The sequence below is a fragment of the Micromonospora pallida genome (genome assembly GCF_900090325.1).
GTDB classification, from domain to species: domain Bacteria; phylum Actinomycetota; class Actinomycetes; order Mycobacteriales; family Micromonosporaceae; genus Micromonospora; species Micromonospora pallida.
Window position 1 is genome coordinate 41430 of the sequence record NZ_FMHW01000003.1, and the last position, 23347, is coordinate 64776.

Consider the following 23347-nt stretch of genomic DNA (forward strand, 5'->3'; position numbering starts at 1 on the left):
CCCCGTCTCCGGCCGGGTGGCCGGAGTCTCGTCCGCCCCACGGGCGGTACTCTTGGTCATCTCGACCTGCTCCTTCGGTTGGTCGATCCCTGACGCGGACCACCTCTGTCCAGGTGGTCCGCGTTTCTGCTGCCGGGCCGGCGTCCGGCGCGGATCTCACGGACGCCCGACTCGGGGACTAGGGCCGCTTCGGGCTACCGGGCCTGACGGGTACGGGGCTGGGCGGCGTGCGCGGCGTGCGCGGCGTCGTCGACGGGCGAGGGTTGCCGGGGCCCTTCGGACCGGGGCTCACGCGGCCGACGCCATCTGGCGGGGGAACAGGTCGGTCACGGGCACCGACAGCGCGACGGCGATCCGGTCCAGGTCGGCAAGAGTGAGAGGCACCGTGCCGCTGAGCCGACGCGACACGTAGACGTGAGTCACGCCCATCGCCTCGGCGACCGCTCGGCCGGTCATCTTCTGCCGACCCATCTCCGCCCGGATCTCGCCGAGAACTACCTCGGTGAGCGTTGCTGGCTGGGTCATGACCGATACCTTCTAACGGTCAGCGTTAGATGTCAAGGGTAGATCCTAACGGTGTCCGTTAGATCAGACCGCGAAGCGTGGGCGGTCGCTCACAGCACCCTTGCTTTGGAACGCTCAGCGTTAGATACTTGCGCTCATGGAGACTGCGACCCGCGCCCACCTCCGCCACCTCGTGGCCGAAGAGATCGGCGCCCACCTCGGCCGACGCCGCATGAGCGGCGCGAAGCTGGCCCGCGCCATTGAGCGGTCCGAGATGTACGTCTCCCGGCGCCTGCGAGGTGAGACGGCGTTCGACCTGGACGACCTGGAGCGCATCGCGGAAGTGCTGGGAGTCACGGTTACCGATCTGCTGCCAGCGGATAAGGTGCGTCCTAACAGTCGTTCGGCTGACCAGGCCGTTCGTGCGACCTCTCCGGCGCGCCCGGCCGCCTCCCGGCCGAAGGGCCGATCCGCCGCCGAGTCCACCCGGCCGACGTCCTCCGTTCCGGCGAGCCGTCGCCGCCCCACCCCGATCAACCGCCCCGTCGGCCGATAGTCGCCGGGTGACATCCGTCACACCATCGACACCTGCACGTAACACGCCCGGGGCGGCGGGGCATCGCCGCGCCCGGGCGCTTGACCGCCAACGGGAGGCGATCCGATGCTCACCGTAACCCCAGCCCATGCACCGCACTCGCACGAAATGATCCGCGCGTTCGTGCGGCACCTACAAGATCTTCGCCGCGCCGAGGCGACCGTCGACACGTACGTCGGCATGCTGGCCCGGCTCGACCGGACCCTCCCCGAGGGCCTCGCGTACGCGTGCGCCGACGAGCTGCGCGCGCAGATTTACGTTGAGGGCCGTAAGCCGGCCACGGTGGCGCTCTACCGGGCCGCAGCCAAGGCCTTCTTCGCCTGGGCGACCGACGAGCACGACCCGTGGCTAGATTACGACCCGTCCCGGCAACTGCCGCGCGCCCGGGTCCGCCAGCGCACCCCCCGCCCATGCACACACGAAGAGCTGGCCGACATCCTCGCCCGCGCGCAGGATCCGTGCCGGGTGTGGTACCTGCTCGCCGCCGGCTGCGGACTGCGGTGCGTTGAGATTTCCCGACTCGACCGCGCCGACGTCACCGAGCACGTGGTTTACATCCTCGGCAAGGGCGACAAGGAACGCACCGTGCCCACCCATCCGGCCGTCTGGGCGGCGATCCGCGACCTCCCAGCCGGGCCCATCGCCCGCCGGTACTACGACACTGCCCGCGCGAACCGCAGAGACGTCCAGGGGCGCGGAAACCGGCACCTCGCGGTACTCGGGCACCCCAGCGTCACGATGCACCGTCTACGGCACTGGTACGGGACGTACGTGTACCAGGCGGCGGGCGGGGATCTGCGTGTCGTTCAGGATCTGCTCGGCCACGCCTCACCGAACACCACCCAGGTGTACGTGGCCGCCGCGGCGGGGGCGGCGGCGGCTGCGGTGCGCGCCCTGCCACTGCCGGTCTGACCTGTCGAGAGGACGCCCTCATGACGACCATCGAGGCCTACGGCGAGCGGCTAGCCGAGCCGGGCGAACGGTGCACCTGCGGCCGCGCAGCCGTGAAGGTGTTCACCGGCGGACCATGGGGTGACACCGGCTACTGCGGTCTGCCCGACGGCGGGCAGCGCGGCCCGTGCACGTTCTGCGGCGGACCTCGGCACCAGGGACGGTGCCCTGTGTACAAGCTGCGGCCAGACGGAAGCTGACCGGCACACGACGAAGCGCCCCAGACCGCCACGGTCCGGGGCGCTTTCTCGTGTCGGGACTACCGGATGCGTCGCGGCCGGCGGCGGCGCTGGCTGGCCACCTCCGACGGCACACACTGTTCGGGGCGAGGCTCAAAGGGCACGGGGTCGGTGGCCGCCTCGATGCGCGGCCGCCGGTCCCGGGGAAGGTGTCCCATGTCCGCCACGATCACCACGTGCGCCCGTCCCCCGTTGATCATGTGCTGGGCGTCGTCCCAGGTACGCACGATGCCGGCGAATACGTAGCCGCATGCTTCCACTCTTTCCAGGCTGGGTGCCGCGGCGGCGGCGAACTCGGCCGGGTCGGCGATGCGGGCAGGTACGAAGACGACAGCGTGGTCCGGGGTGCGGTGGGGCATAGGGGTGTTCATCCTCCTTAGTCGCTAGTGGAGGATCCGATAGAACACCTCGTGCAGGCGTTGGCGAAAGGCCCAGGTCAGGTCCAGTTTCAGCGCCAGTTGATGCCGTTCTGTGATCCGGTGGCGGATGGGATTCCCGCGTGCTATGTGTCACTCGCTGTGGTCGGCGCGAGTGCTCATTGGGCACCTGTTGATCACTGAATGTTGATCACGCCGGCACGGTGTGAAGTGGAACGCCGCTCGTTACTGTGTGTCGGATTTCGTTCATGCCGTCACGTTTCACGTTCGGCGCGTTCCTCTACGAACACACCCCGGCCCGGCACGCCGTATGTGAGATTGCGCTGCCTGAGTACGATGTGGACCTTGTCGATCGTGCCCACCGAGACGGAGTAGAGCACGGCCAGTTGGCGGGTGCTCGGCAGTTCGGTGTGAGGCGGGTACTCGCCGGACTCGATGCGGGCGGCCAGGTCGTCCGCGATCTGAACGAAGGTCATCCGGCGGGGCATGAGGTCGGCTGTCTCCTGGGCATTGGGCGCCAGGAATTGCATCATCTGGACAACCGGGCAGCAATGCGTGCGACCACCTACCTATGGAGGTTGGGTAGGCTGCGGACAGTAATCGTCTGATGATCTTGCGTTAGATGAGGTGATCCGCGTGGTGCCTGACTATCGGTACGCCAGCCCGGGACCAGTGCCGGACGGCGACACCGTCCCCCAGCCGCCCCGGCCGGTCCAGTCGCCGGTGACCCGCCGGCAGTACGCCTCCGGGCTGGCCTGCGCGTTGATCGTCCTCGTCCTGGTCGTCGTCGGGATCGCCTGGTGAGCGCGCTGGTGGAACGGCTGCTGTCACCACCGGTCAACCCGGGAGGACGGCACCAGCCGGCCCGACCGTCGTGGGACTGCCAGGTGTGCGCCGGACCGTGGCCGTGCCCGGCGGGACGCACCGAGCTGCACGGCACGTTCGCCGGGGACAAGGTGGGGTTGTCGATGCACATGGGCGTTGTACTGCACCTAGCCGTGCACGAGATCTCGCCGGACGTCGACGGCCAGTTGTTCGGCAGGTTCGTGACATGGACGCGTTGACCCTCGGAGCGGGCGTGTGCCGCTCGGAGCCCACCACCGCCCAGCCGGTACGGTGGCCGGTGTGCGGGAGCCGGGGGCCTCCGTCGACCGTCCGCACCGGCCCTGAGCTGTACAGATACCGACCAGAGCAGGAGATCCCGTGCAATTGTCACAGGCCCTGGACGTCATCGAGGCGCTCCACCGTGCCGCCGAGCACCCAGACGTCACCGACATCACCCGGTACGGTCGGGACACCGCTCCGGGCGGCCAGTCTCCCGCCGGGGTCAGGATCTGGTACCGGTCCGGGTCGAGCACCATGCTGTGGGGCGAGGTACCGCACCGTGAGGCCGCGCCGGTGCCGCTGCCCGGCGAGATGCCGCCGCCGAAGCTGCGTGCAGCTCGCGGGCTCATGTTCGCCCATCATCTCCTCGACTTCGCCCAGCCGGACGTCTTCAAGTCGTGGGAGCTGTGCAGCCAGCCCGGCACCGTGGTCCCCGTGGCCGCCGCTCTCCGGATCACCGCCCGCGACGGGGACGTGATCTACCTGCGCGGCACGTCGGCATGCGGGCCGGGCGGGGCGGGCGGTGAGCCAGAAGAGGATCAATACCCGGACTACCACATTCCTGAAGGAGTCCGCGAATGGCACCTCAAAGTAAATGCTCTGTCTGCGGGGCGCGCGTAGGACCGCCCCCCGGCCGTCCCTGCCCACCCCACCAGCCGGAGGGCAGCCGGCGGATGTGCGAAGGATCCGGCCAGCCCACCACCTCCATGTGACGAGATGACCCGTCCCCAGCCAGGCAGGCCGGGGACGGGTTTCTTCCGTCTGCGTAACGCATCCGGCACCCATTGTGGACATCGAACGCTAGGATGCCGCAGGTGAGACGCCACGCTGCCGCCGCGCTGATCGCCGTCGCTGTACTCGCCGCCGCCGGCTGCGGCAGCGACGACCAGGACCCGCTCGCCGACCCGTCACCCACCACCGCCATCGTTGACCAGACGCCCGTCGACCCGGTGCCCACCACCGAGCCGCCGCTGGCCGGACCGGATGCCGCTCTGCGCGATCGGATCTACGAGGTCGGCACTGAGATTCAGGCCGGTGTCTACTCGACCACCGTGCCCGCTGACCACGGGCACCCGTGCTACTGGGCGAGGCTGCGCAGCTTCGGCGAACCAGACTCCATCATCGCCGAGGGCAACCCGACGCCGGGCGAGACGGCCCGGGTGACGGTGAAGTCCACCGACCGCGGCTTCAAGGTGTCGAACGGCTGCGAGTGGACCCGCAGCGACCCGGCGTGACCAGAGTTATCCACAGGCTCGGTCCACCGCTTGCCCCACCTCGGCTCGACCGGGCACGCTGACTGGGTCGACGCGGCCACTCTCCAGCCGCCGGCCACACCCGAGCGGCGGTGGGGCGGCCACGGTCAGCAGGCCACCGACGTCCGGCCCGGACAGCAAGAGGGCCGGCCGGGACACCACCTCCGAGCCCGGCCGGCCCACCCGCCGGCTCAGCATCACGGGGGGAACGCTGAGGCGGACGGGCTGGTTACCCACTATCGGCTTTCGTCGATTACGCCGCATCCGACGACCGGGCGGTGCCGTACCCCGCTCGGGAACGGGCGGACACGACAAGACGGCCCCAACCTCCGCCAGGGAGATCGGGGCCGTCAGTCGTTTGGTCGGCGCTGCCCGGGGATCCACCGGGAGCACCGCGGCACGGAGTCTACCGGCCGGGACTGACGTCGCCGGACAGGTGGCCACCCGGCGAGGGGGCGCCCAGCCGCCGACCGTACTGGTCGCGGGGATCGGCGACTGGGGTCACCTGGCTCTGGACCAGGACGCCGCCGACCGCGCCGACGACCAGGGTCGCCAGGGCGAGCCAGGCCACGGCCTGGGCGGGGATGAGCTGGTCGAGGCCGGCGTACCCGGTGAGCGTGGTCAGGCCGGCCATGGTCGCGGCGTAGATGATCACCGGCCGTGGCCGGCGGGACGTCGTCGACATGGATCCTCCGATCAGGTGGCGAAACAGGAAGCCGCCGGGGTTACCGGCGGCTGGTCGTTGCTGTGCAGGTGTACGTCGGTGCGTCGTCCGGGGAGTCCGGGTCGCGGACGCACCGGTAAGTGATGCCGGTCGGTGCGGTCCACGTCCAGCTGGCCGGCGGCTCTCCGTCGGCGCCGTCCTGGCCGTCTTCGCCGGCGGGCCCGGCCGGTCCGGCGGGGCCCGCTGGTCCGGGTGGTCCGGCCGGGCCTGGCTGTCCGGCGGGTCCGGTGCCGCCGGCGGGCCCGGGTGGGCCGGACGGTCCGGGCCGGCCGGGCGAGCCGGTAGGCCCGGGTGATCCGGCGGGCCCAGCAGGTCCGGGGCTGCCGGTCCGGCCGTCGCGGCCCGGGTCGCCAGGTGGCCCGGACGGTCCGGGCGGACCCGGCCGGGGATCCCGAAGGATTTCGTCGGGCGGCGGGGCGACCGGGTCCAGGCCGGCGTCTTCGGCCTGGCGGCGCTGCTCGTCGAGCGCGCCGGCGAGCGCGGCGACCTGGACGCGGGACAACTGCACTTCGTGGGTGACCCAGCCGATCGTGCCGGCCGCCACGACGACCGCCGCGGTGGTGGCCACGGCGGCCGGCGACGGCACCCACCGGCGGCCGGTCACGTCGGGCTCCGGAAGGCCAGCAGGATCTGGACGATGAGGGCGAGCACCGGCAGCCCGACCATAGCGACCATGAATCGCCGGTCGGCGGTCCTCTTGTCGTCGGCGGCCTTCCTCTCCGTCGTCCGCTTCTCGTCGTCGGACTTCCTGTCCGCCGCTCGTTTCTCCTCGGCTGCGTCGATGGCCGTACGGAGCCCGGCCAGCTCACGTTCCATCACCAACATGCGCGTCTCCTGGCCTTTCTGCTCGGCCTGGTACACCTCGCGCAGCACGTAGCTGTCCAGGCGGCGGTGGATCGCTGTCAGGTCGTCGTGAACGTCCCTGCGCATCGAGTCCAGCCGTCTGGCCAGCTCCGCATTGGTGATTTCGTCCACCGGGACGCTCCCTTGCTACTGGTGTGGTCAGTCCGTCTCGGCGGTGACCACGGTGGGTCGCTTGTCGGCGGAGAGCCGCGCGGCCAGGACGTCGACGACCTGCCCGGCCAGGGTGTCGGGGATCGCCGCGGCGATCGCCTCCGGCGTGAGCACGGCCAGCAGCGCCGGGGCCAGGTCGGCGGCCAGCTGCCGCTCGTCGACCAGGTCCGCGCCGACCCGCGCGGCCGTCGCCCGGCCGGTCAGCACGATCTCGTTCAGTACGCCGAGGGTGCTCACGCCCTTGGGGATGCCACCGCCGACGTACTGCCAGGGCAGGGCGCGCATCTCCCGCGCGACGGCCGGGTCCTTCAGGATGGCCAGGAACTGCTTCGCATCCATGTCGTCGTCCTCTCCGAGCGCGACCGCGACGATGCGCTCCATCAGTTGCTTGTCCCGGCACTTCCGCCGGTCCAGGGTCAGGTGCCAGTGGTCCAGATGGCTGTCGTCGCTGCTGAACGTCGACCCGTCGGCCCGTACGCCGACGACGGTGCGGCCGTCCAGGGTGCCGATCACCTCGCGCACGCCGGCCAGCCGGCCGGACACGAGCGCGTCGACCAGGCGGCCGGTCTGCTCGACCATCAGCCGGCGGTTGCGATCGCTGCCCCACTCGCCGGGTACGAAGTCGATCCCGGCCAGGTGCCGCTCCTGCTCGGCGGTCAACCCGGACTGCACCGTGTACGAGCGGTTCGTGCAGTACTTCGACCACTTGATCCATTCCTGCGAGCGGTGTGCCCCGCCTAGGTGCCGGTTGTCGCCTTTCGTGCCGCACGCGGACCGGGGCCGGCCGGTGCGCCGACACAGCTCGTCGCCGAGCCAGTCCACCTCCGGTGTGGTGATCTCCCGGCCCCAGTACGGCTCGGCCTGCAACTGCGCGTAGGTCGGCATGGCTCTCCTCAGGCTTCCGGCACGACGTAGAACTGTTGGGCGAGTTGCTCCGGCGAGTACGGCCAGCCGTCGACGATCACCCACTCCGCGGTGATGGCGAGGGGACCGCCGCCGATCAGGGACAGCACCGTGAGCACCCCGTCGGCCTCGGACACGAGCTCGTAGCCACCCAGAGCGTTCAGCACCTCGGCGGCGTTGGTGCCGTCGTATCGGAGCGCCGGGTGCTTCCGCGTGACGTGCATTGGTCGCCTCCTATGCGACGTAGTAGATGCCGGACATGCCGAAGCTGTGCCCGTTGGCGAACGCGATCGGCGCGGTGTTGTTCCAGGCGCTCAACTGCTCCGTGGTGGCGTTGTCCCGGTACATCGAGACGAACGACTGTGCCGCAGTCGCCGCGTTGGCCCACCCGACCAGCCGATACAGCGCCCCACCCATCAGGCAGGTCGCTTGCAGGAGCGGGTCCGGGCCCCCAGCGACCGCCGGCACCGGCAGCGCGAACCGGTACTGGCCGGAGCCGTAGGTCGTGGTCGACCCGGGGCGCAGCACGATGCGGACCTGCACCGTCTCGGCGTCGAGGTACCGGTGCCGGCCGATCAGCGTCCCGTTGCTCAGCACCGGGTTGGTCGTCTGGGCGGTCCAGGTCGGCGTGTACGGCGTCCAGGCCGGCAAGTTGAGTCGGGCCGGGGTGAGCCTCATGCCGGAGGCGATCGGGATCGGTGCGGTCATCGGTCAGTGCTCCTCACGGGGCTGCCACGGCGGGGGTCCATACGTCCACCGGGGTGCCGGCCGGCCAGGCCCGGGCGACCCCGTTGACGTCTCGGGTGACGGTGTACGTCTGCGGGCTGGACAACGTCCCGGACTCGGCGGCCAGGGTCATGGCGGTCACGTAGTAGACGACCCCGGCCGGCGTAGCGCCGTCGTGCCGGGCCCGCATCGCCGCGAACTCGGCCAGCGCCGGGGCGGTCACGATCGCCTCGAGGGGCGTCCACACGCCGGCCGGCACCGCTGTGGGGTGGGCACCGCGGTGGTCATGTACATGCCGGCGGCGTTGCGCCAGTCCACCGCCGGGCCCAGCGTCACCGTGCCGGCGGTGACGTACGCCCACATGACGGCCCGGTACCGGGCACCGGGGGTCACGTCGGCGTATGGCGCGTTGGCGGTGGCACCGCCGGACCCGCCGCCGGCGACGGTGATCTGAAGCGACCCGTACCGGGTGCCGGGCCGGGTGACGGCGTCCGTCCAGACGACCGACGCGGACGCCCCGACCAGCCGTCCGCCCCGGTGAGGAACCACGGGTTGTCGTTGAGGACGATGCCCGCGGCGTCGAGGTCGACGCGCTCTCCGCCGACCCGCACAGAGATCGGGAAGTCCTGCGCCTCCGTCGTCCATGCCGTCGTGGAAGCGATCTGCACGGTTGTCGCCGACGCGGTGATGTCGGCCGCGAGGGCGGACCCGTCAGCGGGTGCGCGGGGTGCCCGTCGGCGGTGGCCACGGTGTACGGGCCGGCCGGTGTGGCCGTCCAGTCCAGGGTCCGGTCGTAGGCGTCGAGGCGTTCGACGGTGCCCTGGACCATGAGCGACGCGGGCCCGGGCGGCAGCCATTCCGGTAGTCCGTCGATGTCGACGACGCTGCCGGTGTCCACGGCGGCGGCCTGCCTGGCCAGGGCCGGGTCTGCTGTCCAGGCGCTGGCGGTCAGGTCGACGCGGACGGTCGGGTAACGGGCCTCGTCCCACGTGCCGACGTGCAGCCGCCACCAAGCGGCGCTGGGCAGATGTTCGTCCGTGCCGACGTTGACGGTCAGGCTGGTGTCGTAGGTGCCAACCCCGGCCGGCGGGGTTTGGATGGACAGCGGCCCGGCCTCCAGCACCGCCCGCGCGGTCCCGCCGTCGGGCCGGCTCGCGGTGACGTCGTTGCGGACCTGGTCGTCGTCGTCGACCGGGTCGAACGGCGGCGCGAGGTGCCCGTAGTCCACCGCCAGGGGTTGCTGGTTGCACAGCGACCCGAGCGTCCGGTAAATCAGGGTGATCTGCTCGCGGGCCTCGCCGAGGACACCTCCGTCGGCGTCCTCGCACTCCCGTAGGAGGTCCAGAATGGTGACGGCCCGCTGCGGGCCCATCGCCGCCGACGGGTCCGGCCGCGGGTGACGGCCACGGGGATGCCCTGCTCAGCGCAGAGCCGCGCGATCCGGTCGGCGGCCGTCTCGCCGGCGTGCGCACGCATCGCCTCCACGTGTCCGCTGATCGGGGCGGACGGCTGCCACACCGCGAGGTGCCCCATCTGGGGCATGCCCTCGATGTTCCCCGCGCTCTCGGCGGTCCACTCCTTGACGTTGGGATGACGCCGGTGACCCAGCCGGGCGGATGCACCAGGTTCGGCGCGGAGAGCGTCTCGATCGAGCCGTACTCCCACCCGTCGATGTAGAGGCGGGCGTCGAGCAGGCCGGCCACCGTCTTGGCCTCGATCTCGATGAAGTGCGGCAATCCATCGAACAAATTGATGTCGGCCGACGGGATCCGGTACCCGTTGATGATCGTCACCGGATCGGCGGCGAACACGTACAGCTGGGTCGCCGTGGCCGACAGATTCCACTGCGTGTACTGGCCATCGCTGGTCGTCCAGCCGAAGAAGGAAGTACCGCTGGCGCCCCGGTCGCGCGGAAACACGGCGACGAGCGCCACCCGCCACGACTGCGTACCCGCTGCGGGCACCGGCGGCCGGCCGACCAGCACGCCACCTTCCGACCAGTCCGGCACCGGGGCGGACCCGGGATGTCCTCGCCGGTGGCGAACCGGGGCAGCCCGGCGGCCGGGCGGGCTGGCCACCGGTGCCCGGGACCTGGAACCTGCTGTATCCGAACACGGTCATGTTCGGCACGCCGGCGACGGCCGACCGGGCCGACGACGACCCGGCCGGGTCTTCGAGGGGCCAGTACGCCGTCGGGTTGGTGCGCGGCAGGCGCCGGTACAGCGCCGAGTCGAGGGGTTTGGCGCCCTGGCCGAGGCGGCGCAGGATCCCGGCGGCCTGGATCGGGGTCCACACGTCGGTGCCGGAGATGTCCCAGCGGCCGGCCACGACGACACCTCCATGCACGCTCGCCGGTCGATGACCTCCAGGTCGTCGTAGCGGAACTCCACGGGAGGGTGTTGGTGTTGCCGCCGGCGACGCCGGAGCGGATCCCGACGTACCCGGGGCGGTCAGGCGGGTGTCCACGGCGGTGGCCTGCCAGCCGGCCGGCTCGCCGCCGGCGGCCGGGTCCACACCTTGACCGCCAGCCGGTCGGCGACGCAGGACGCGCGCACCTTCAGTGGCTGCCCGGCGAAGAGCAGCCCCGGCACCGGCGTTGGGGCGACGATGGTGCCGCCGGTGGAGTGGTGGATCGACACGCTGACGACCTCGGCCGCCGACACCTCCATCCGGCACAGGTAGTACGTGGACAGGTCCTGGACCCGGAACATGATGTTCGCCGGCTCGACCGCCCCGCCGACGACGTTGGAGATGAACATGTCGACGGTCACCACGACCTCGGCGTCCACGATGGTCATGTCGGTGTAGTAGCTGGCGCGGAACGATGCCGTGGCCGGCACGTACGCGCGGGCCATCCCGCCGGACACGGACGCGTCGGTCGGGGCGACGGTGCCGCCGGCACCGAAGCTGGTCCAGTCCGGTCCCCACCCGGCGGCCACGGTCCGATCGTCGAACGCGTCGACGAGCTGCCGCACGCCGACGCGGACCGGGGTGTTCCGTCCCAGCAGCCCGTAGTAGACGCTGCGCGGGTTGCGGGGGCTGTACCGGCCGCCGGGGCTGGCGATGACCAGGTCCGCGCTGCCGTGCTCGGTCTGCTGTCCCTCGCCCCGGCGGCCGCGGCTGATGGTGATGCCACCGCCGGAGTCGGCAGACCCGAGGCGGACGTCGTCGGTGATGTCGACCCAGCCCAGCACCGGGCCGAGGTACAGCTCTACGACGACGTCCTGCGGAGACTGCGTCACGGCCCGTCCTCCTATCTGCTCGTGCCCAGCACGACCTGGACCTTGCCGCCGCGACTGCGGATGGCCCGGCGGAGGATCTCCACCAGCAGGTCGTCGAGCCGGGTCCCGCCGGAGTGGATCTCCAACACCGTGGTCCCGCCGGCGGCGCCGACCTGCGACAGCGGGGTGACCCGCGCGCCGGCCGGGAAGTCGACGACCTCGGGCTCTCCGCCGTCGCCGACGATCGCGGCGCCGCCGTGCGGCAGGTAGCCGCCCCGGGCGAGCATCGGCAGTTGCGGCATGGCCCAGCCCATGCCGCCGATGCCCGGCACCCAGGACGGCGTAGTGAACGACAGCTGGCCCACCGAGCGGTTCCACCACGACGCGATCATGTTGAAGCCGGCTTTGAACGGGCGGCGAGGATGTCGCCGACCTTGGCCAGGCCCCGCAGCAGCTTCCCGGGCAGGCTCAGGTACCAGTCCAGGGCGCGGCTGCCGGCGTTGGTGATGCCGTTCCAGGCCCCGAGGATCCAGTCCTCCCACAGGGTGTGCACGAACCAGTCGCCCACGGCCTCAGCACCCCGTTTGATGCCGCTCCACGCCCAGTCCCACGCCTGCTGGAACCATTGCGTCTTCGTTGCGATCAACACGATGACCGCGATCAGCGCCAGGATCCCCAGCACGATCCACGTGGTCGGGGACGCCATCTGCGCGATGTTGAGAGCCCACTGCTGGACGGTGGCCACGACCATCGCCGCGCGGGCCCGCAGCATCGCCCCGGACAGCGCGTTGATGCTCCACACTGACCTCTTCGTGGCGGCGTCACCGGCGGTGGTCGCGGCCGTCGACGCCGCGGTGGCCACCGTGGCGCCCCGCTTGCCGGTGGTGTTGGCGGTCAGGGCGGCGGTGTGCGCGTTCAGGGCGGACCGCATCCCCCAGTTGGCGGCGACCTCGGCCAGTCGGATCGGCAGGGCGATCACCGAGGCGATGTTGGCGGCGGTCTGCGCGGACCGGGAGATCACCCACCCGGCCGCCACGATCGGCAGGATCTTCGCCAGGGTGTCCAGGTGCCCGGCGGCGAAGCTGACCACCTCGCCAGTGACGTTCAGCCCGTCGTTGAACGTGTCGGCGTGGCCGGCGATCACCGGTAGGACCTCGCCGACACCGGTCAGGATCGACCGGAGTGTGGTCAGCACCTCCCCGACGCGCTGCTGGCCCTCGGCGGACTCCAACCAGGCACGCATCGCCGCGCTGCCCTGGACCAGGAAGTCGAGGGTGGATCCGCCGTTGTCGCCGGCGCCGACCACCGCCCGCACCGACGCGACGACGTTCCAGGCGACCTCGCCCAGCTGGCGGAGCACGGTCAGGCCGGTGGACATCCACCGCTGCGCGTCCCCGGACTGGCGAGAGGCAATCGCCCACTGCTCGAACCGCGTGGCGAGGGTGCCGACGTCGCCGGCCATGCCGGGCAGGAACCCGGACCCCACGGCGGCGAACTGAAGGAACCCGTTCACGATCGGCCGGACGGCTGCGGCCAGCCGGTCCGACGACGTCGCGGTGTTGTCCAGGATCAGGTCGACGTCCCGCACGGTGTCCCGGGTCTGCGCCAGGCCGAGAGACTGCCGAATCGCGGTGTTGAAGGCACCGCCCATCCGACCCAGCCACGACGTGACCCCGGGCAGGTACAGGCCGGACAGGTCCCGCAGATCCCCGGCGACGCCGGCGAACGTGCGCTGCTGACCGACCCGGGCGGCGCCCTCCACGCTGGCTGGAGGTCGCGCAGGGTGGTGATGACCGCCCGGCCGGCCGGCGACAGCCGGTTGAGTGCCTCGGTGGCCGGGTCGATGGCGGCGGCCGCCGACGTCGACGCCTCCCGCACGGCGTCCAGGGCGTCCGCGACGCGCTGGGCGGCCTGGTCGACCTGCCGCTGTGCCTCGGCCTGCCGGTCCAGTGCGGCCTGGACCTGGTCGCTGCCGTCCACCCCGACCCGGCCGGCGTGTTCCTGTTCCCGCGCGAGGTCGCTGACCCGGTCGCGGACGTTGGCCAGGGTCTGCTCGGCCCGCCGGTAGGCCCGTTCCGCGTCGTCGATGCGCTCCAGGTTGCCGCTGCTGCGCGCCTCGGCCAGCTCCCGCTCGGCGTCGCTGACGGCGTCGACGGCGTCCTCTTCGTCGAGGCGCGCGTCGGCGGCCGCGCGGGACAGATCTTCGAGCCGCTCGACCTCGTCGGCGCGGGCCCGGGTGACCGCTTCCTGCGCGGCCTGGGCGGCGCGCTGCGCGTCGGCCAGGGCCTGCACGGCGCTGCGGTGCTCCCGCTGGGCGGCGGTGACGCGCCGGCGGCCGCCGTCGCCGCAGACCCCCGGTCGTGGCGGCCCGGCCGGTGGCGTCCCACGCTTCGCCCAGACCCATCGTGACCGCCGTGCCGGCGAGCACCGTGGCGGTGGTGGCCGCCACCGCGCCGGGCATGAGCCATACCGCGCCGGCCGCGCCGGTCACCGCCGCCGCGAGGGCGATGCCGTGCGCGGCCGCCGAGGCCATCGCCCCACCCATCACCACCGTGCTGGCGGCGCTGGCGAGGTTCGCCGCCCGTACCTGGCTGGCGGTGCGGGTCAGCAGCGCCGACACACCCCGGTCACGGCCGACGGTGTTGAAGACCAGGCTGGTATCCGACACGGGTCACCTCCCTGGTCAGGTGGAGTGCTTGCGCATGTCCTCGCGGGCCTTGTCGACCTGCGAGCAGCACAGCTCGAACTGGTCGACGGTCAGCCGGTCCTGCTCGGACGGAGGAATGTGCAGCAGCGCGGCGATGTCTACGGCGTAGTCGTGTCGCCGCTCGGCGAGGCTTCCGCTTTTCCCGGGGGTCCTCCGGGCCTTGGCCAGCTGCTGACGCAGCACCATCAGCGCCGCCATCCGGTCCTCCGGGGAGAGGTCCCCGTCTGGCACGTTCTCCAGCTCGGTGATCGCGGCCTCCACCTCGCTCTTGGTGCGCTCCAGCCGCAGCTCGTCGTCGTAGAAGTCGACGTCGCTGTACTTCAGGGTCGGGTGCTGGCGGCGCAGGAACGTCCACAGCAACGCCCGCCGTGCGCTGGTCTGGCCCTTGAGGAGCGCCACCTTGAAGTCACTGCCGTACGCCAGGCCGGTGTGCCGGTCGATGGCCTCCATCTCCATCACGCGCAGCCGGCCGGGCTTGTACTCCCACCGCTGCTCTTCGCCGCCCTCCGGCGCGTAAACCAGGTACATCAGGACCTCCGTGAGATGCGTCGCGCCCGGTCGTCCAGGACGCGGGCGGCCGCCGCCCGCAGACGCGGACGCAGCGGCCGTAGGGTGTCGTCGAACCAGCCGGGCCGGCCGACCTGGGTGACCCAGACGTCGTAGTTGCCGCCGACCGGGTGCCGCCAGCCGCGCCGGGCGTTGAGCCGCTTCGGAGCGCTGGCGAATCCCCGGACGTCGGGGGTCTTGCGGGCGCGGATCCGCGCGCCGGCGCGGCGGCCGTCGAGCCGAACCATCGACTCGACGCCAGCGGCCACCGCCTGGCGCAGCGGCTCACCGGCGTGCTCCACCCGCCGGTGGCCATGCTCATCAGCGCGCCACGTACCGCCGTCACGCCGGCTCCAGAGCGGCGTGCAGCGCACCGGCCAGGTCGGTACGCCACTCGGTGTCGGACGCCTCCTCCTCGAGGGCCCGCGCCACGCGGGTGAAAGTCCGGTGGTCGGGCTCGATGACGACGGCGTCCACCGGTCAGGCCGTCGCGCGGGTGACCGGCCCGGACGTCGGCCACGTGTAGGACGCCTCGTTGACGTCGCCGGGCGCACCGGCGATCGGCGTCCAGTTCTTGATCAGGATGCTGCCGGTGTACTTCGGGTTCGACGTGCCCACCACGGCGTTGGACGCGCGCACCTCGAACGGCACGACCGTGCCGAACAGGGGCCACATCACGCTGTCGAGCGCGGCCGCCGCGAGGTCGTTCTTGAAGGTGACCGCCAGCCCGCCGGACGCCAGACCGCCGGCCACCTCCTTCCAGCCGTTGGACGCGAAGGTCGTGACATCCTTCTCCTCCACCTCCATGCTCAACTCCGCCTTGCTGGTGTTGGCCGAGCGGTCGGATCCGTTGAGCGCCACGTACGCGGCCTTGAGCACCATGATCGGCATGGCGGGTGACTCCTATCTGTGAGGCTCAGGCCAGGCCGAGCGCGACGACGAACAGGAAACTCGGGGTGGTCCCGGACACCGTCCAGGTCGCCCGGTAGTAGGTGTCGGTGATCGGGCCGGCCAGGCGCAGCGTTTGCCCGCCGGCGACGGTCGCCGCGGTGAAGGTCAGGCGGTCGGTGGGCGTGGCCATGCCGGCCGCGTCGTCCGACTGGATCGTCACCGTCACCGACGGCGTGGCGGTGCCGGCGATCGACAGCACGTGCAGCGTGGCGACCAGTTCCCCGCCGGCCGGCAGCGCCGGCAGTTGCACGGCCGCGCCGTTGCCGGTGGCGGTGCGGGCGGTCCCGGCGGGTGCAGCACCACACCCCGGCCGACCGGGTACGACGACGACCAGGCGGCCGACCACGGGGCGATGTCACCGGGCGCGCCGAGCAGCTGGTAACTGCCCTGGAGAGCCCGGGTCACGTAGGCGGGATCCCCGACGGCCGCGCCGCGCGGGCAGATCGTCCACGCGGACATGCCGCCCAGCGCCGCCCACGCCGCGTCGTCCACCAGGCCCGGGTCGCCGGCCTGCCAGAACCCGGACGCGTTGCCCTTGCTGGACTTCAGGCCGGCTACGACCTGCTTCCACACCCGGTCGGTGGCCGGGTCGTAGGACCCGAACGTGGTGACGTCCTTCTCTTCCGCCTCGGGACTGATCTCGACCTTGTTGGCCTGGCCGGTCATGTCCGCCGCGCCGGCGAAGAACCGCACGTTCTTGAGGATGTCGGCCACGTCAGTCCTCCTCTCCGACGATCCGGACGGTCCACTCCGCCCCGTAGAACCAGTCGGTGCCGACCTGGTAGGCGCGGTGGCCCTGGACGCGGGTCACGTGCAGGTCGTGGCAGGCCCCGCCGAGGGTCTGCGGGACGCCCGGGTCGCCCTCGATGCCGTACTTGACCGACGTCGGGCCCGACCGCTTCATGAACTTCTTGAGCAGCGCCTGGCCGGCCTTGTCGTCGGCGCGGGACACCAGCACCCGGCACCCGGCCGTGAGGAGATCCAGCCCGCCGTAGGTCTGGTCGTAGTCGAGGGTCAGCTCGGTGACGTACGCGTGCGGCACGGAGACGGAGTCGGGCACGAACGCGTCGGCGCGCAGAAATCCCGTCGACGCCGGCGAGCAGCTCGGCCAGGCGGGTGGTCACCAGCTCCAGGTCCACGGCTACTCCGCCCGCTTCGGCGGCCGCCGCGTTCCGGTGCCGGCCGGCTGGTCGACGGCCACCGGGGCCGGCGCGTCGACGTCGGCGTCGGCGTGCTCCTGGTCGACGTCGACGAGGTCGACCTGGCGGACCCAGTAGGAGATCTGCTGCTCGACCGCGACCAGGGCGTCCTGTTCGCCGGCGGCCCGGTGGGCGTCGCGTTCGGTGAACAGCCGCAGCAGAGTCTGGTAGGCGATCAGCTCCTGGTCGACGCGCTGCACCTCGGCGTACCGGCCGGCCGCGAGGTGCTCGGCCCGCTGCTCGTTCAGGCCGGTGATGATCTGTTCGACGGTGGGCACAGCGGCCCTCCTCTCGGGTCAGGCGAAGCCGGGCAGGACGTACGGTCCGACCAGCTCTTCCACGTCGGGGTCCCAGCGGGACAGCCGCACCGCGCCCCACTCGGCGGAGCCGACCACCCCGCCGGGCTGTCCTTGCGCATGTAGAGCCGGTTGGCCAGCAGCAGCGCGGCACGGCTGATCTCGTCGGGCACCGCCGGCCAGCCCCACCGGGCGGTGACCCGGACCCGGGGCCCGGCCCAGTAGCCGCCCGGCGGGGCGATCAGCGTGGTGATCGGCTGACCGGTGGCCAGCGCGTTGTCCGGGCCGGTGTCGTAGCCGGTGACCGGCGACCACGCGCTGCCGGTCCCGGATTCCACGACCAGGTCGGCGATGTCGCCGATGTCGTCGACGAGCAGCAGCCCGTCGACGGTGGTCCGCCCGACCACCCGAACGTCCGGGCGGTGGCGTTGTCGTCGAGCGCGAACGCCCCGGGCGGCCGGCCGGTCTTACGGTCGATCTGCCGGCACGCGGCGGTCAGCGCCTGGGTGAGCGCCTGGTCGTCGTCCTCGGCGGTGATCTTCCGGGCTGCCTTCAGCTCCGGCAGGGTCGCGTACAGGGTGCTCGCCACGGTCGCTCTCCCCGGGGGCTGGTCAGGTGGTCTGCTGCGGCGGGACCTGCCGGCCGGACGGCGCCCGCAGCGGCTCACCCTTGGCGTTGCGGCCACGCAGCTTGAGCTGCTCGTCGACCTGGCTGATGCGGTCGGTGTAGCGCTTCTTCTTCGCGTCGTCGGTGGCGGCCCCCGCCGCCCGGGACAGGCCGGCCCGCTCGTCGACCAGCGCGGCGATCATGCCGTCAGGGTTCGGGTCGTTGATCTTCTTGTCGTTGTCGCTGCCGCTCATGGCGGTACCTCCCAGTGGGTTGGTTCGGGCATGGGTACGGCCCGCCGGCCTGGGCGGTCGGCGGGCCGTGAGGCGGGTCAGGGTCAGGCGCCGGTGAAGGTCGGCGTGACCAGGCCGGTGCCGGCGATCTTGCGGGCGTGCGGGTACCGGGCGTGGGTGTAGGCGTAGTAGCCGTACAGCACGAGCACCACGGCGAGGTTCTCGGCCTTGGGCTGCTCGGCGCGGATGTACATCGGCGCGTTCGGGTCTTCCCAGAGGTGGAACTCGTTGCGGTCGCCGAGGTAGATCTCGTCCTCGTTGGTGCCCGCCCCGAGGTTCGTGGCGATGTTGTTGTCCACGATCACGGGGGTTCCGTTGGGCAGGATGCCGCGCACGCCGCGGCCGTAGGCGGTGGCGTAGTTCGCGCCGAGGGTCTGCGCCACGATGCCCGGCTGGGTGATCATCGGGTAGGACGCGCCCATGGCGTTCTGCATCCAGTACCAGCGACGGGAGTGCATGACCGCGAGGTTGTCGCCGGACGCCTGGTCCAGCAGCGCGGCCTCGACGCCGGACAGGCCCTCGATGACCTTCGGGTACAGCTCGGCGACGGTCGGGGACGCGTCGGTGTAGGCCACGGTGGTGGCCACCGCCGACAGACCGGTGGACGCCTGGTTGAGCAGCTTGCCGTCGAGGTTCGTCGCGTACCGCCGGTACAGGTCGTCGAGCACCACCTGCTCGACGCCGGCACCGCGCTCGACGGCCTGCCGGGAGATGCTCTGCCGGCCGCCGGCGGTCTGCACCGGAATCTGCAGCACGGTGTCGTCCATGTCCTGCTCGGCCACGGCGGCGTTCTCCGCCGACTGGTTGTCGACGCTCGACGACGTGGTGATGCGGGAGATGTTGACGACCATGCCCTGCGCCGGCAGGTCGTGGTGGCGGATCGCGTCGGCGAACGGCCGGTTCGCCGCCACCGCCGGGGCGTACATGTCGGTCAGGTACTGCGGCACCACCAGGCCACCGAACGCGCCGGTACCCACCGCGCGGATCTGGTCGCCGCGCTCGGCGCGTTCCTCGGCCATGTGCCGCTCCAGCCGGGTACGGGCCTCGAAGTCGCCCATGAACTGGGCGACCACGTCCGCCTGGAATCCGGCGCCGCGCCGGTCGGTGTCGGGCCGGTAGGTGCGCTCCTCGGCGCCGACCCGGGCGACCCGGTCGTACGCCGGCGCGCGGGTGCCGGTCGGGGACGTCCGCGCGGACAGGGCGGCGACCTCCTCCTCCCGGCGCTGCTCCTCCTCCAGCTCGGCCAGGGCCTCCTGGCGGCGGGTCACCTCCGCGTCGGCCGCGTCGCGGGCCTGGCGGCGCTCGGTGACGGCCTCCTCGGTCAGGTTGGGGTCGGACCGCAGCGCCATCAGCGCGTCCTGCGCGCCCTGGCGGGCGGTGATCGCGGTACGCAGCTGCTCCTGCGCCTGCGCGATCATCTCGGCGAGCGTCATGCTCGTCCTCCTTGGGTGGTGAGTGATCGGGGACGCCCGTCCAGGTCAGACGGCCACCCGAGGCCGTGGCGCCGGGTGGGCTCGTGCGAGGCAGAGCAGGGCGGGATACCCGGACGGCGGGATGCCGGCCGGGAAGAGGAAGGGGCGGCGGTCAGCCGCCGGCGAGCGCGAGCTCCAGCAGCGCGCGGGCCCGCGACGACACCGGCCGGGCCGGCTGGCGCAGGGCGGCGTCGGTGGAGGGGTTCGCGCCGTACCCGACGATCGCGACGTCGCCACGGTGCAGGTCGACGCGGTCGATGCGGTACTCCGTGTAGTCCGGCGACCAGGTGCCAGCCTCGATCCGGAACGCGAAGGACATCTCGTCGACGAGCTGGGCGCGCAGCTTCGGCGCGATGTACGCCACGTCGACGTCGGCCGGGTCCAGGCGGGCCGCCACGGCCAGGCCGACGTCGTCGACCGTCAGGTCCAGGGTGCCGGTGGTGGTCCGGGCGATGCGGCGCAGCTGGTCGTGACCGAGCACCAGCGGCACGTCCAGGTCCGTACGGGACAGGGTGGTGTCGAACGCCCCGGCGGAGATGACCTCCGAGTAGGGGCCGTACCAGTCCCACATCTCGTACGCCCGCTCCGTCACCGAGGCGTGCCCGGTGAACTCGAGGGAACCGCCGTCGCCGGCGGCGGCGCGCAGCTGCACGCCGGCGAGCGCGGCCCGGACCACCGCCCGGGATCCGCTCTCCTCGGCGCAGCGCCGCTGGGACGGCCGGTCCGCGCGCTGCCGCACCTGCTGGGCGCGGGCGGCGGCCGCAGCCGCGCGGGTCATCGTCGGTCATGACTTCGCCTCCGTCGGCTGCGTGCGGGGTGCTCCGTAGACCGCCGCGAACTCCGCCAGGTCGGCGTCGGTCAGCGGGGGCCGATCGTCCAGGGCCCGGCCTTCCGACGGCGTCAGTTGGCGGGAGTCCAGGCGGGTCTTGATCGTCTCGGCGCGGGCCTGCGGGTCCATCGCCAGCAGCGCGCTGCGGTTGAGCTTCACGTACCGGGTGCCGGCACCAGCCGCCCGAGCGCGGTTTCCCGACGGGTCACGGCCGGACCCAGGTTCATGATGAGGAACTGGAGGTTCCGCTGGGTGATCGTCGCGTAGGTGATGCTGCCGGTGGACACGGCCGCGTCGATCAGGTCGGCCGGGCAGCCGAAGAACCGGGAGATGTCCGTCAGGCCGAACTGCCGGGACTCCAGGAACTGCGTGTCGTTGGCCACGGTCTGGATCGGCTTGTACTCCAGTCCTTGCCGTGCACGAACAGGTCCCCGGACGTCACCGCCGCCCGGTAGTGGTCCTTGGCGATCTGCGCCTCGGTCTTGTTGATCGTCTTGGCGGTGTTGACCAGCTCCGCCATCGGGATGGCGGACCCGCCGAACCAGTCCACCGCGAACCGCTGCGCGGACGCGGACTCCTGCAACGACAGCGCCGCGTACGCCACCGGTGACAACCCGAGCGGCAGCCCGGCCACCGTGAACTGCTTCTCGTGCCACACGTCGGCCAGCCGGTCCCCGGTGTACGGCGTGCCGGCGATCCGGATCTCCGTGATCGTCGAGCCCTTCGCCCGGACCACGACGTCGGAGAGCGCCACCAGGTCGATCCGCGCCGGCAGACCCAGCGCGGTCCGCTCGGTGACCAGCCCGAAGCAGTTGCCCGCCCGGTCCAGGTCGACCTGGCTGGAGTACAGCCACTCCTGGATGTCGACCCGCTCACCGCCAGGGTTGACCAGCACCGGCGGTTTCGGCACCTCCACCTGCACACCCTGCACCCGCCGGTACACGTCCACCGGCATGGTCGAGAGCAGGTCCGCGCGCAGCCGCAGACACGCCCACACGGCGCTGTGCCGCATCGCCGAGTCGTTCGTCACCGCCGTGGTGTTCGTCCGCGCCGCGCGCCGCTCGCCGATCAGGTCCTGCGGGCTGGTGATCGACGCGGCCCGCCTCCACAGGCTCACCGGGTATCACCCCCGGCACGACGGCGACGCGGGGCCGACCGGTCCGCCCGCCACGATCCGACCAGCACCACCACGGCGGCCACGATCAGCCCCGGGCCCGCGCCGAGCAGACTCGCCACCGTGGCGGCCACGCCGGCCGCGAGCAGCAGCAGCCCCAGCACGTCCAGGACGGTGGTCACCACCTCGTGCACGCGATCACCACCCGTCATCCGAAGGAATCCGCCACGTCGTAGTCGTCATCGACGGCCAGGTGCTTGCGCGTCTCCAGCGCGTACAACGCCTGCCGGGCCGCGTTGAGCGTGACGATGTTGCCGGCCTTGCGGTCGAGCACGAACGAGTCCCCGACCGGTTTGGTGCGGGCCACCTTCCACGCCTTGGTCAGCGAGTCCTGACCGGCGTGCCGCAACGTGCCGACCCGAACCCGGTTGAGCAGGACGGCGGTGTACGCGGCGGCGTCCTGGACCGTCGGAGAGGCGATCTGCCCGCGCTCCGGCTCTCCGCTGGGCAGCACCAGGCCGTTCTCGGCCAGCGGGTCCTTGAGCTGCTTCGCCGGACCGCCGCCGACGGTCGACGCCCACCCGACCGGCTTCCACGTCTCGTTCAGGTCCCGGGCCCGGCCGGGCACCCAGTCGATGCCCGGCCGGTACTCGATGACCCGCAGGTACCGGCTCGTCGGCGCCGATCCACGCGGCCACGATCGCGGCCTGGGTGCCCTGCCAGTCCGCCTCGATACCCATCGCCAGGGGTCCGGATCCGGCCGCAGCTCGTCGCCGAGCGGGTCGACCAACTCGTTCCACCGCGCCAGCGGCGGCATGTTCGGATCCGCCGGGGTTTCGAGCCGCGCCGACGGTTGAGGTAGGCGCGCTCGAAGTCCTCCACGGTGGCCTTCGCCAGTTCGGCGCGGATCGTCTCCACGGTGACCGTGTGCCGCCACCACTGCCGACCGTGCCGTCGACGCCACACACGCACGGCCCGCCCTCAATCGGACACAACGCCGGCATGCAGCTCAGCCACGTCTGCGGGTCATCGTGCGGGTCGTCCAGGTTCGACCACTCGAGGTAGCAGATCGTGTGCTGCTGCCCGGACTCGGCTACCTGTCGGCCCAACTCGACCTTGGCGGCCAGGTACGTGCTCTTCTCGGTTCCCTCCGTGCTCACCCGCCAGTGCTGCGGGGACCACCGGGTCAACATCGCCGGGCTGAACGCCTGCTCCAGGCGGGAGTCCTCGGCGTGGAAGAACTCGTCCTCCACACCCAGGTCCAACGTCTTGCCGTGCGCGGCGTCCTCGGTGTTGGCGGTGATGCCGTCGATCGCGCCGGTGTCCCACAGCAGCGCCTCCAAGCCGCCACGCAGCCGGACACGGAACCGGCTGGCCAGCGGCGAGCGCTCCAGGATCGGCAGGTGGTCGTCGATCAGCTTCTCTCGGGCGTCCTGGCGTTTCTGCGCCGCGTAGAGGATCCGCTGTCGGCCGACCTGCTGCGGGGCGTGCCGCTTCGCCTCCTTGGTGAACGCCAGCGCACGGTGCGACTTCACCCCGAGCACGATGGACGTCTTGCCGGACTGGCGCGGCTTCAGCAGCGTCACGTCCCGGTACGCCAGCGCCTGGGTGCCCGGTCGACCTCCAGTGCGACGTCAACGGAATACCGCTGCGCTGGCATCATCGGCATGCCCAGCTGGGCGGAGATCCGCGCGATCGACGTGCCGTAGGTCTTCCGGGACGG

General features: G+C 71.8%; 35 protein-coding genes and 2 pseudogenes. 6 read left to right on the plus strand and 31 right to left on the minus strand.

Annotation, left to right across the window (positions count from 1 at the left end):
- Nucleotides 1–288 precede the first annotated feature (288 nt).
- Complete coding sequence (locus tag GA0074692_RS33205; protein ID WP_091654672.1) at nucleotides 289–525, minus strand: helix-turn-helix domain-containing protein; 237 nt, start codon at nucleotides 523–525, stop codon at nucleotides 289–291.
- 136 nt (nucleotides 526–661) lie between these two features.
- On the opposite strand from GA0074692_RS33205, the gene GA0074692_RS33210 reads away from it, so the two are divergent.
- Together GA0074692_RS33210 and GA0074692_RS33215 are read left to right on the plus strand one after the other, a co-directional pair.
- Nucleotides 662–1060, plus strand: coding sequence for a helix-turn-helix domain-containing protein (locus GA0074692_RS33210; RefSeq protein ID WP_091654673.1), 399 nt, complete (start codon nucleotides 662–664; stop codon nucleotides 1058–1060).
- Between the two features lie 147 nt (nucleotides 1061–1207).
- Entirely contained in the window at nucleotides 1208–2011 is an 804-nt protein-coding gene (locus tag GA0074692_RS33215) for a site-specific integrase (protein WP_176738762.1), read from the plus strand.
- A gap of 298 nt (nucleotides 2012–2309) precedes the next feature.
- Here the strand turns inward: GA0074692_RS33215 and GA0074692_RS33225 are convergent, their stop codons facing one another.
- A complete protein-coding gene (locus tag GA0074692_RS33225) occupies nucleotides 2310–2648 on the minus strand; it encodes a hypothetical protein (RefSeq protein WP_091654561.1) in 339 nt (112 codons plus the stop codon).
- A 272-nt stretch (nucleotides 2649–2920) separates the two neighbouring features.
- Nucleotides 2921–3199, minus strand: coding sequence for a winged helix-turn-helix domain-containing protein (locus tag GA0074692_RS33230; RefSeq protein WP_245730836.1), 279 nt, complete (start codon nucleotides 3197–3199; stop codon nucleotides 2921–2923).
- Between the two features lie 103 nt (nucleotides 3200–3302).
- Here GA0074692_RS33230 and GA0074692_RS35140 point away from each other — a divergent pair, with 103 nt between their 5' ends.
- The 4 genes from GA0074692_RS35140 (at nucleotide 3303) to GA0074692_RS33245 (ending at nucleotide 5005) form a co-directional block, all read left to right on the plus strand.
- Nucleotides 3303–3470: a hypothetical protein gene (locus GA0074692_RS35140; protein ID WP_176738763.1), complete on the plus strand. Its 168-nt coding sequence runs from the start codon at nucleotides 3303–3305 to the stop codon at nucleotides 3468–3470.
- Complete coding sequence (locus GA0074692_RS33235; RefSeq protein WP_091654564.1) at nucleotides 3467–3730, plus strand: hypothetical protein; 264 nt, start codon at nucleotides 3467–3469, stop codon at nucleotides 3728–3730. Before GA0074692_RS35140 ends, GA0074692_RS33235 begins: the two co-directional genes overlap by 4 nt.
- Nucleotides 3731–3869: 139 nt before the next feature.
- Entirely contained in the window at nucleotides 3870–4391 is a 522-nt protein-coding gene (locus GA0074692_RS33240; RefSeq protein ID WP_091654566.1) for a hypothetical protein, read from the plus strand.
- Nucleotides 4392–4585: 194 nt separating this feature from the next.
- Complete coding sequence (locus GA0074692_RS33245; RefSeq protein ID WP_141725489.1) at nucleotides 4586–5005, plus strand: Rv1352/Rv1906c domain-containing protein; 420 nt, start codon at nucleotides 4586–4588, stop codon at nucleotides 5003–5005.
- 424 nt (nucleotides 5006–5429) lie between these two features.
- Here the strand turns inward: GA0074692_RS33245 and GA0074692_RS33255 are convergent, their stop codons facing one another.
- From GA0074692_RS33255 to GA0074692_RS37095, 28 genes and pseudogenes are all read right to left on the minus strand, one after another.
- Nucleotides 5430–5708 (minus strand): hypothetical protein, encoded by a 279-nt coding sequence (locus GA0074692_RS33255; RefSeq protein WP_091654573.1) that lies wholly within the window; start codon nucleotides 5706–5708, stop codon nucleotides 5430–5432.
- A 639-nt stretch (nucleotides 5709–6347) separates the two neighbouring features.
- On the minus strand, nucleotides 6348–6722 hold the full coding sequence (locus tag GA0074692_RS33265) for a hypothetical protein (RefSeq protein ID WP_091654577.1): 375 nt from the start codon (nucleotides 6720–6722) through the stop codon (nucleotides 6348–6350).
- 27 nt (nucleotides 6723–6749) lie between these two features.
- Nucleotides 6750–7646, minus strand: coding sequence for a hypothetical protein (locus GA0074692_RS33270; protein WP_091654579.1), 897 nt, complete (start codon nucleotides 7644–7646; stop codon nucleotides 6750–6752).
- A gap of 8 nt (nucleotides 7647–7654) precedes the next feature.
- The gene (locus tag GA0074692_RS33275; RefSeq protein WP_091654581.1) at nucleotides 7655–7888 is read right to left on the minus strand and encodes a hypothetical protein; all 234 of its coding nucleotides are present in this window, start codon (nucleotides 7886–7888) and stop codon (nucleotides 7655–7657) included.
- A 10-nt stretch (nucleotides 7889–7898) separates the two neighbouring features.
- Nucleotides 7899–8372 (minus strand): hypothetical protein, encoded by a 474-nt coding sequence (locus GA0074692_RS33280; protein WP_091654584.1) that lies wholly within the window; start codon nucleotides 8370–8372, stop codon nucleotides 7899–7901.
- A gap of 13 nt (nucleotides 8373–8385) precedes the next feature.
- Nucleotides 8386–8637: a hypothetical protein gene (locus GA0074692_RS34420; protein WP_141725492.1), complete on the minus strand. Its 252-nt coding sequence runs from the start codon at nucleotides 8635–8637 to the stop codon at nucleotides 8386–8388.
- On the minus strand, nucleotides 8610–8939 hold the full coding sequence (locus tag GA0074692_RS34425; RefSeq protein WP_141725493.1) for a hypothetical protein: 330 nt from the start codon (nucleotides 8937–8939) through the stop codon (nucleotides 8610–8612). The genes GA0074692_RS34420 and GA0074692_RS34425 overlap by 28 nt, the downstream gene beginning before the upstream one ends.
- Before the next feature lie 1901 nt (nucleotides 8940–10840).
- Nucleotides 10841–11632: a hypothetical protein gene (locus tag GA0074692_RS33300; protein WP_091654682.1), complete on the minus strand. Its 792-nt coding sequence runs from the start codon at nucleotides 11630–11632 to the stop codon at nucleotides 10841–10843.
- Between the two features lie 11 nt (nucleotides 11633–11643).
- Nucleotides 11644–11976, minus strand: coding sequence for a hypothetical protein (locus GA0074692_RS33305; protein WP_141725494.1), 333 nt, complete (start codon nucleotides 11974–11976; stop codon nucleotides 11644–11646).
- 23 nt (nucleotides 11977–11999) lie between these two features.
- On the minus strand, nucleotides 12000–13262 hold the full coding sequence (locus GA0074692_RS33310) for a hypothetical protein (RefSeq protein ID WP_091654687.1): 1263 nt from the start codon (nucleotides 13260–13262) through the stop codon (nucleotides 12000–12002).
- Nucleotides 13181–13903 (minus strand): hypothetical protein, encoded by a 723-nt coding sequence (locus GA0074692_RS33315; protein ID WP_091654689.1) that lies wholly within the window; start codon nucleotides 13901–13903, stop codon nucleotides 13181–13183. Before GA0074692_RS33315 ends, GA0074692_RS33310 begins: the two co-directional genes overlap by 82 nt.
- A 391-nt stretch (nucleotides 13904–14294) precedes the next feature.
- Nucleotides 14295–14846, minus strand: coding sequence for a hypothetical protein (locus GA0074692_RS33320; protein WP_091654692.1), 552 nt, complete (start codon nucleotides 14844–14846; stop codon nucleotides 14295–14297).
- Complete coding sequence (locus GA0074692_RS33325) at nucleotides 14846–15166, minus strand: hypothetical protein (protein WP_091654695.1); 321 nt, start codon at nucleotides 15164–15166, stop codon at nucleotides 14846–14848. Before GA0074692_RS33325 ends, GA0074692_RS33320 begins: the two co-directional genes overlap by 1 nt.
- Nucleotides 15167–15206: 40 nt before the next feature.
- Nucleotides 15207–15341: a hypothetical protein gene (locus GA0074692_RS36635; RefSeq protein ID WP_281199160.1), complete on the minus strand. Its 135-nt coding sequence runs from the start codon at nucleotides 15339–15341 to the stop codon at nucleotides 15207–15209.
- 3 nt (nucleotides 15342–15344) lie between these two features.
- Nucleotides 15345–15755: a phage tail protein gene (locus GA0074692_RS33330; RefSeq protein WP_091654597.1), complete on the minus strand. Its 411-nt coding sequence runs from the start codon at nucleotides 15753–15755 to the stop codon at nucleotides 15345–15347.
- A gap of 25 nt (nucleotides 15756–15780) precedes the next feature.
- Nucleotides 15781–15975: a hypothetical protein gene (locus GA0074692_RS35495; protein ID WP_218106827.1), complete on the minus strand. Its 195-nt coding sequence runs from the start codon at nucleotides 15973–15975 to the stop codon at nucleotides 15781–15783.
- A 2-nt stretch (nucleotides 15976–15977) separates the two neighbouring features.
- Nucleotides 15978–16529, minus strand: a complete 552-nt coding sequence (locus GA0074692_RS33335; protein WP_218106828.1) for a hypothetical protein — start codon at nucleotides 16527–16529, stop codon at nucleotides 15978–15980.
- A gap of 1 nt (nucleotide 16530) precedes the next feature.
- A complete protein-coding gene (locus GA0074692_RS33340; RefSeq protein ID WP_091654698.1) occupies nucleotides 16531–16875 on the minus strand; it encodes a hypothetical protein in 345 nt (114 codons plus the stop codon).
- An 81-nt stretch (nucleotides 16876–16956) separates the two neighbouring features.
- A complete protein-coding gene (locus tag GA0074692_RS33345; protein WP_091654602.1) occupies nucleotides 16957–17292 on the minus strand; it encodes a hypothetical protein in 336 nt (111 codons plus the stop codon).
- Nucleotides 17259–17717, minus strand: a complete 459-nt coding sequence (locus GA0074692_RS33350; RefSeq protein WP_218106829.1) for a hypothetical protein — start codon at nucleotides 17715–17717, stop codon at nucleotides 17259–17261. The genes GA0074692_RS33345 and GA0074692_RS33350 overlap by 34 nt, the downstream gene beginning before the upstream one ends.
- Nucleotides 17718–17921: 204 nt before the next feature.
- Nucleotides 17922–18170, minus strand: a complete 249-nt coding sequence (locus tag GA0074692_RS33355) for a hypothetical protein (protein WP_091654607.1) — start codon at nucleotides 18168–18170, stop codon at nucleotides 17922–17924.
- Between the two features lie 83 nt (nucleotides 18171–18253).
- Nucleotides 18254–19642, minus strand: coding sequence for a phage major capsid protein (locus GA0074692_RS33360; RefSeq protein WP_091654609.1), 1389 nt, complete (start codon nucleotides 19640–19642; stop codon nucleotides 18254–18256).
- Nucleotides 19643–19793: 151 nt separating this feature from the next.
- On the minus strand, nucleotides 19794–20459 hold the full coding sequence (locus GA0074692_RS33365; protein WP_091654700.1) for an HK97 family phage prohead protease: 666 nt from the start codon (nucleotides 20457–20459) through the stop codon (nucleotides 19794–19796).
- Nucleotides 20460–20465: 6 nt separating this feature from the next.
- The gene (locus tag GA0074692_RS36345; protein ID WP_245730839.1) at nucleotides 20466–20669 is read right to left on the minus strand and encodes a hypothetical protein; all 204 of its coding nucleotides are present in this window, start codon (nucleotides 20667–20669) and stop codon (nucleotides 20466–20468) included.
- Nucleotides 20666–21522, minus strand: a pseudogene (locus GA0074692_RS33370) (phage portal protein). Before GA0074692_RS33370 ends, GA0074692_RS36345 begins: the two are co-directional and overlap by 4 nt.
- Before the next feature lie 101 nt (nucleotides 21523–21623).
- Complete coding sequence (locus GA0074692_RS33375; RefSeq protein WP_245730837.1) at nucleotides 21624–21818, minus strand: hypothetical protein; 195 nt, start codon at nucleotides 21816–21818, stop codon at nucleotides 21624–21626.
- A 14-nt stretch (nucleotides 21819–21832) separates the two neighbouring features.
- Nucleotides 21833–22441, minus strand: a complete 609-nt coding sequence (locus GA0074692_RS33380; RefSeq protein WP_091654702.1) for a hypothetical protein — start codon at nucleotides 22439–22441, stop codon at nucleotides 21833–21835.
- Nucleotides 22442–22835: 394 nt separating this feature from the next.
- Nucleotides 22836–23210, minus strand: a pseudogene (locus GA0074692_RS37095) (hypothetical protein); the annotation flags it as partial.
- Nucleotides 23211–23347: the final 137 nt, after the last annotated feature.

Coding starts and splice junctions, on each gene's coding strand:
- GA0074692_RS33205 (WP_091654672.1), bottom strand. CDS start 525: ATGACCCAGCCAGCAACGCTCACCGAGGTAGTTCTCGGCGAGATCCGG.
- GA0074692_RS33210 (WP_091654673.1), top strand. CDS start 662: ATGGAGACTGCGACCCGCGCCCACCTCCGCCACCTCGTGGCCGAAGAG.
- GA0074692_RS33215 (WP_176738762.1), top strand. CDS start 1,208: ATGATCCGCGCGTTCGTGCGGCACCTACAAGATCTTCGCCGCGCCGAG.
- GA0074692_RS33225 (WP_091654561.1), bottom strand. CDS start 2,648: ATGCCCCACCGCACCCCGGACCACGCTGTCGTCTTCGTACCTGCCCGC.
- GA0074692_RS33230 (WP_245730836.1), bottom strand. CDS start 3,199: ATGATGCAATTCCTGGCGCCCAATGCCCAGGAGACAGCCGACCTCATG.
- GA0074692_RS33255 (WP_091654573.1), bottom strand. CDS start 5,708: ATGTCGACGACGTCCCGCCGGCCACGGCCGGTGATCATCTACGCCGCG.
- GA0074692_RS33270 (WP_091654579.1), bottom strand. CDS start 7,646: ATGCCGACCTACGCGCAGTTGCAGGCCGAGCCGTACTGGGGCCGGGAG.
- GA0074692_RS33275 (WP_091654581.1), bottom strand. CDS start 7,888: ATGCACGTCACGCGGAAGCACCCGGCGCTCCGATACGACGGCACCAAC.
- GA0074692_RS33280 (WP_091654584.1), bottom strand. CDS start 8,372: ATGACCGCACCGATCCCGATCGCCTCCGGCATGAGGCTCACCCCGGCC.
- GA0074692_RS33310 (WP_091654687.1), bottom strand. CDS start 13,262: ATGGGCGGTGCCTTCAACACCGCGATTCGGCAGTCTCTCGGCCTGGCG.
- GA0074692_RS33320 (WP_091654692.1), bottom strand. CDS start 14,846: ATGTACCTGGTTTACGCGCCGGAGGGCGGCGAAGAGCAGCGGTGGGAG.
- GA0074692_RS33330 (WP_091654597.1), bottom strand. CDS start 15,755: ATGCCGATCATGGTGCTCAAGGCCGCGTACGTGGCGCTCAACGGATCC.
- GA0074692_RS33355 (WP_091654607.1), bottom strand. CDS start 18,170: ATGAGCGGCAGCGACAACGACAAGAAGATCAACGACCCGAACCCTGAC.
- GA0074692_RS33360 (WP_091654609.1), bottom strand. CDS start 19,642: ATGACGCTCGCCGAGATGATCGCGCAGGCGCAGGAGCAGCTGCGTACC.
- GA0074692_RS33365 (WP_091654700.1), bottom strand. CDS start 20,459: ATGACCCGCGCGGCTGCGGCCGCCGCCCGCGCCCAGCAGGTGCGGCAG.
- GA0074692_RS33380 (WP_091654702.1), bottom strand. CDS start 22,441: ATGCCGCCGCTGGCGCGGTGGAACGAGTTGGTCGACCCGCTCGGCGAC.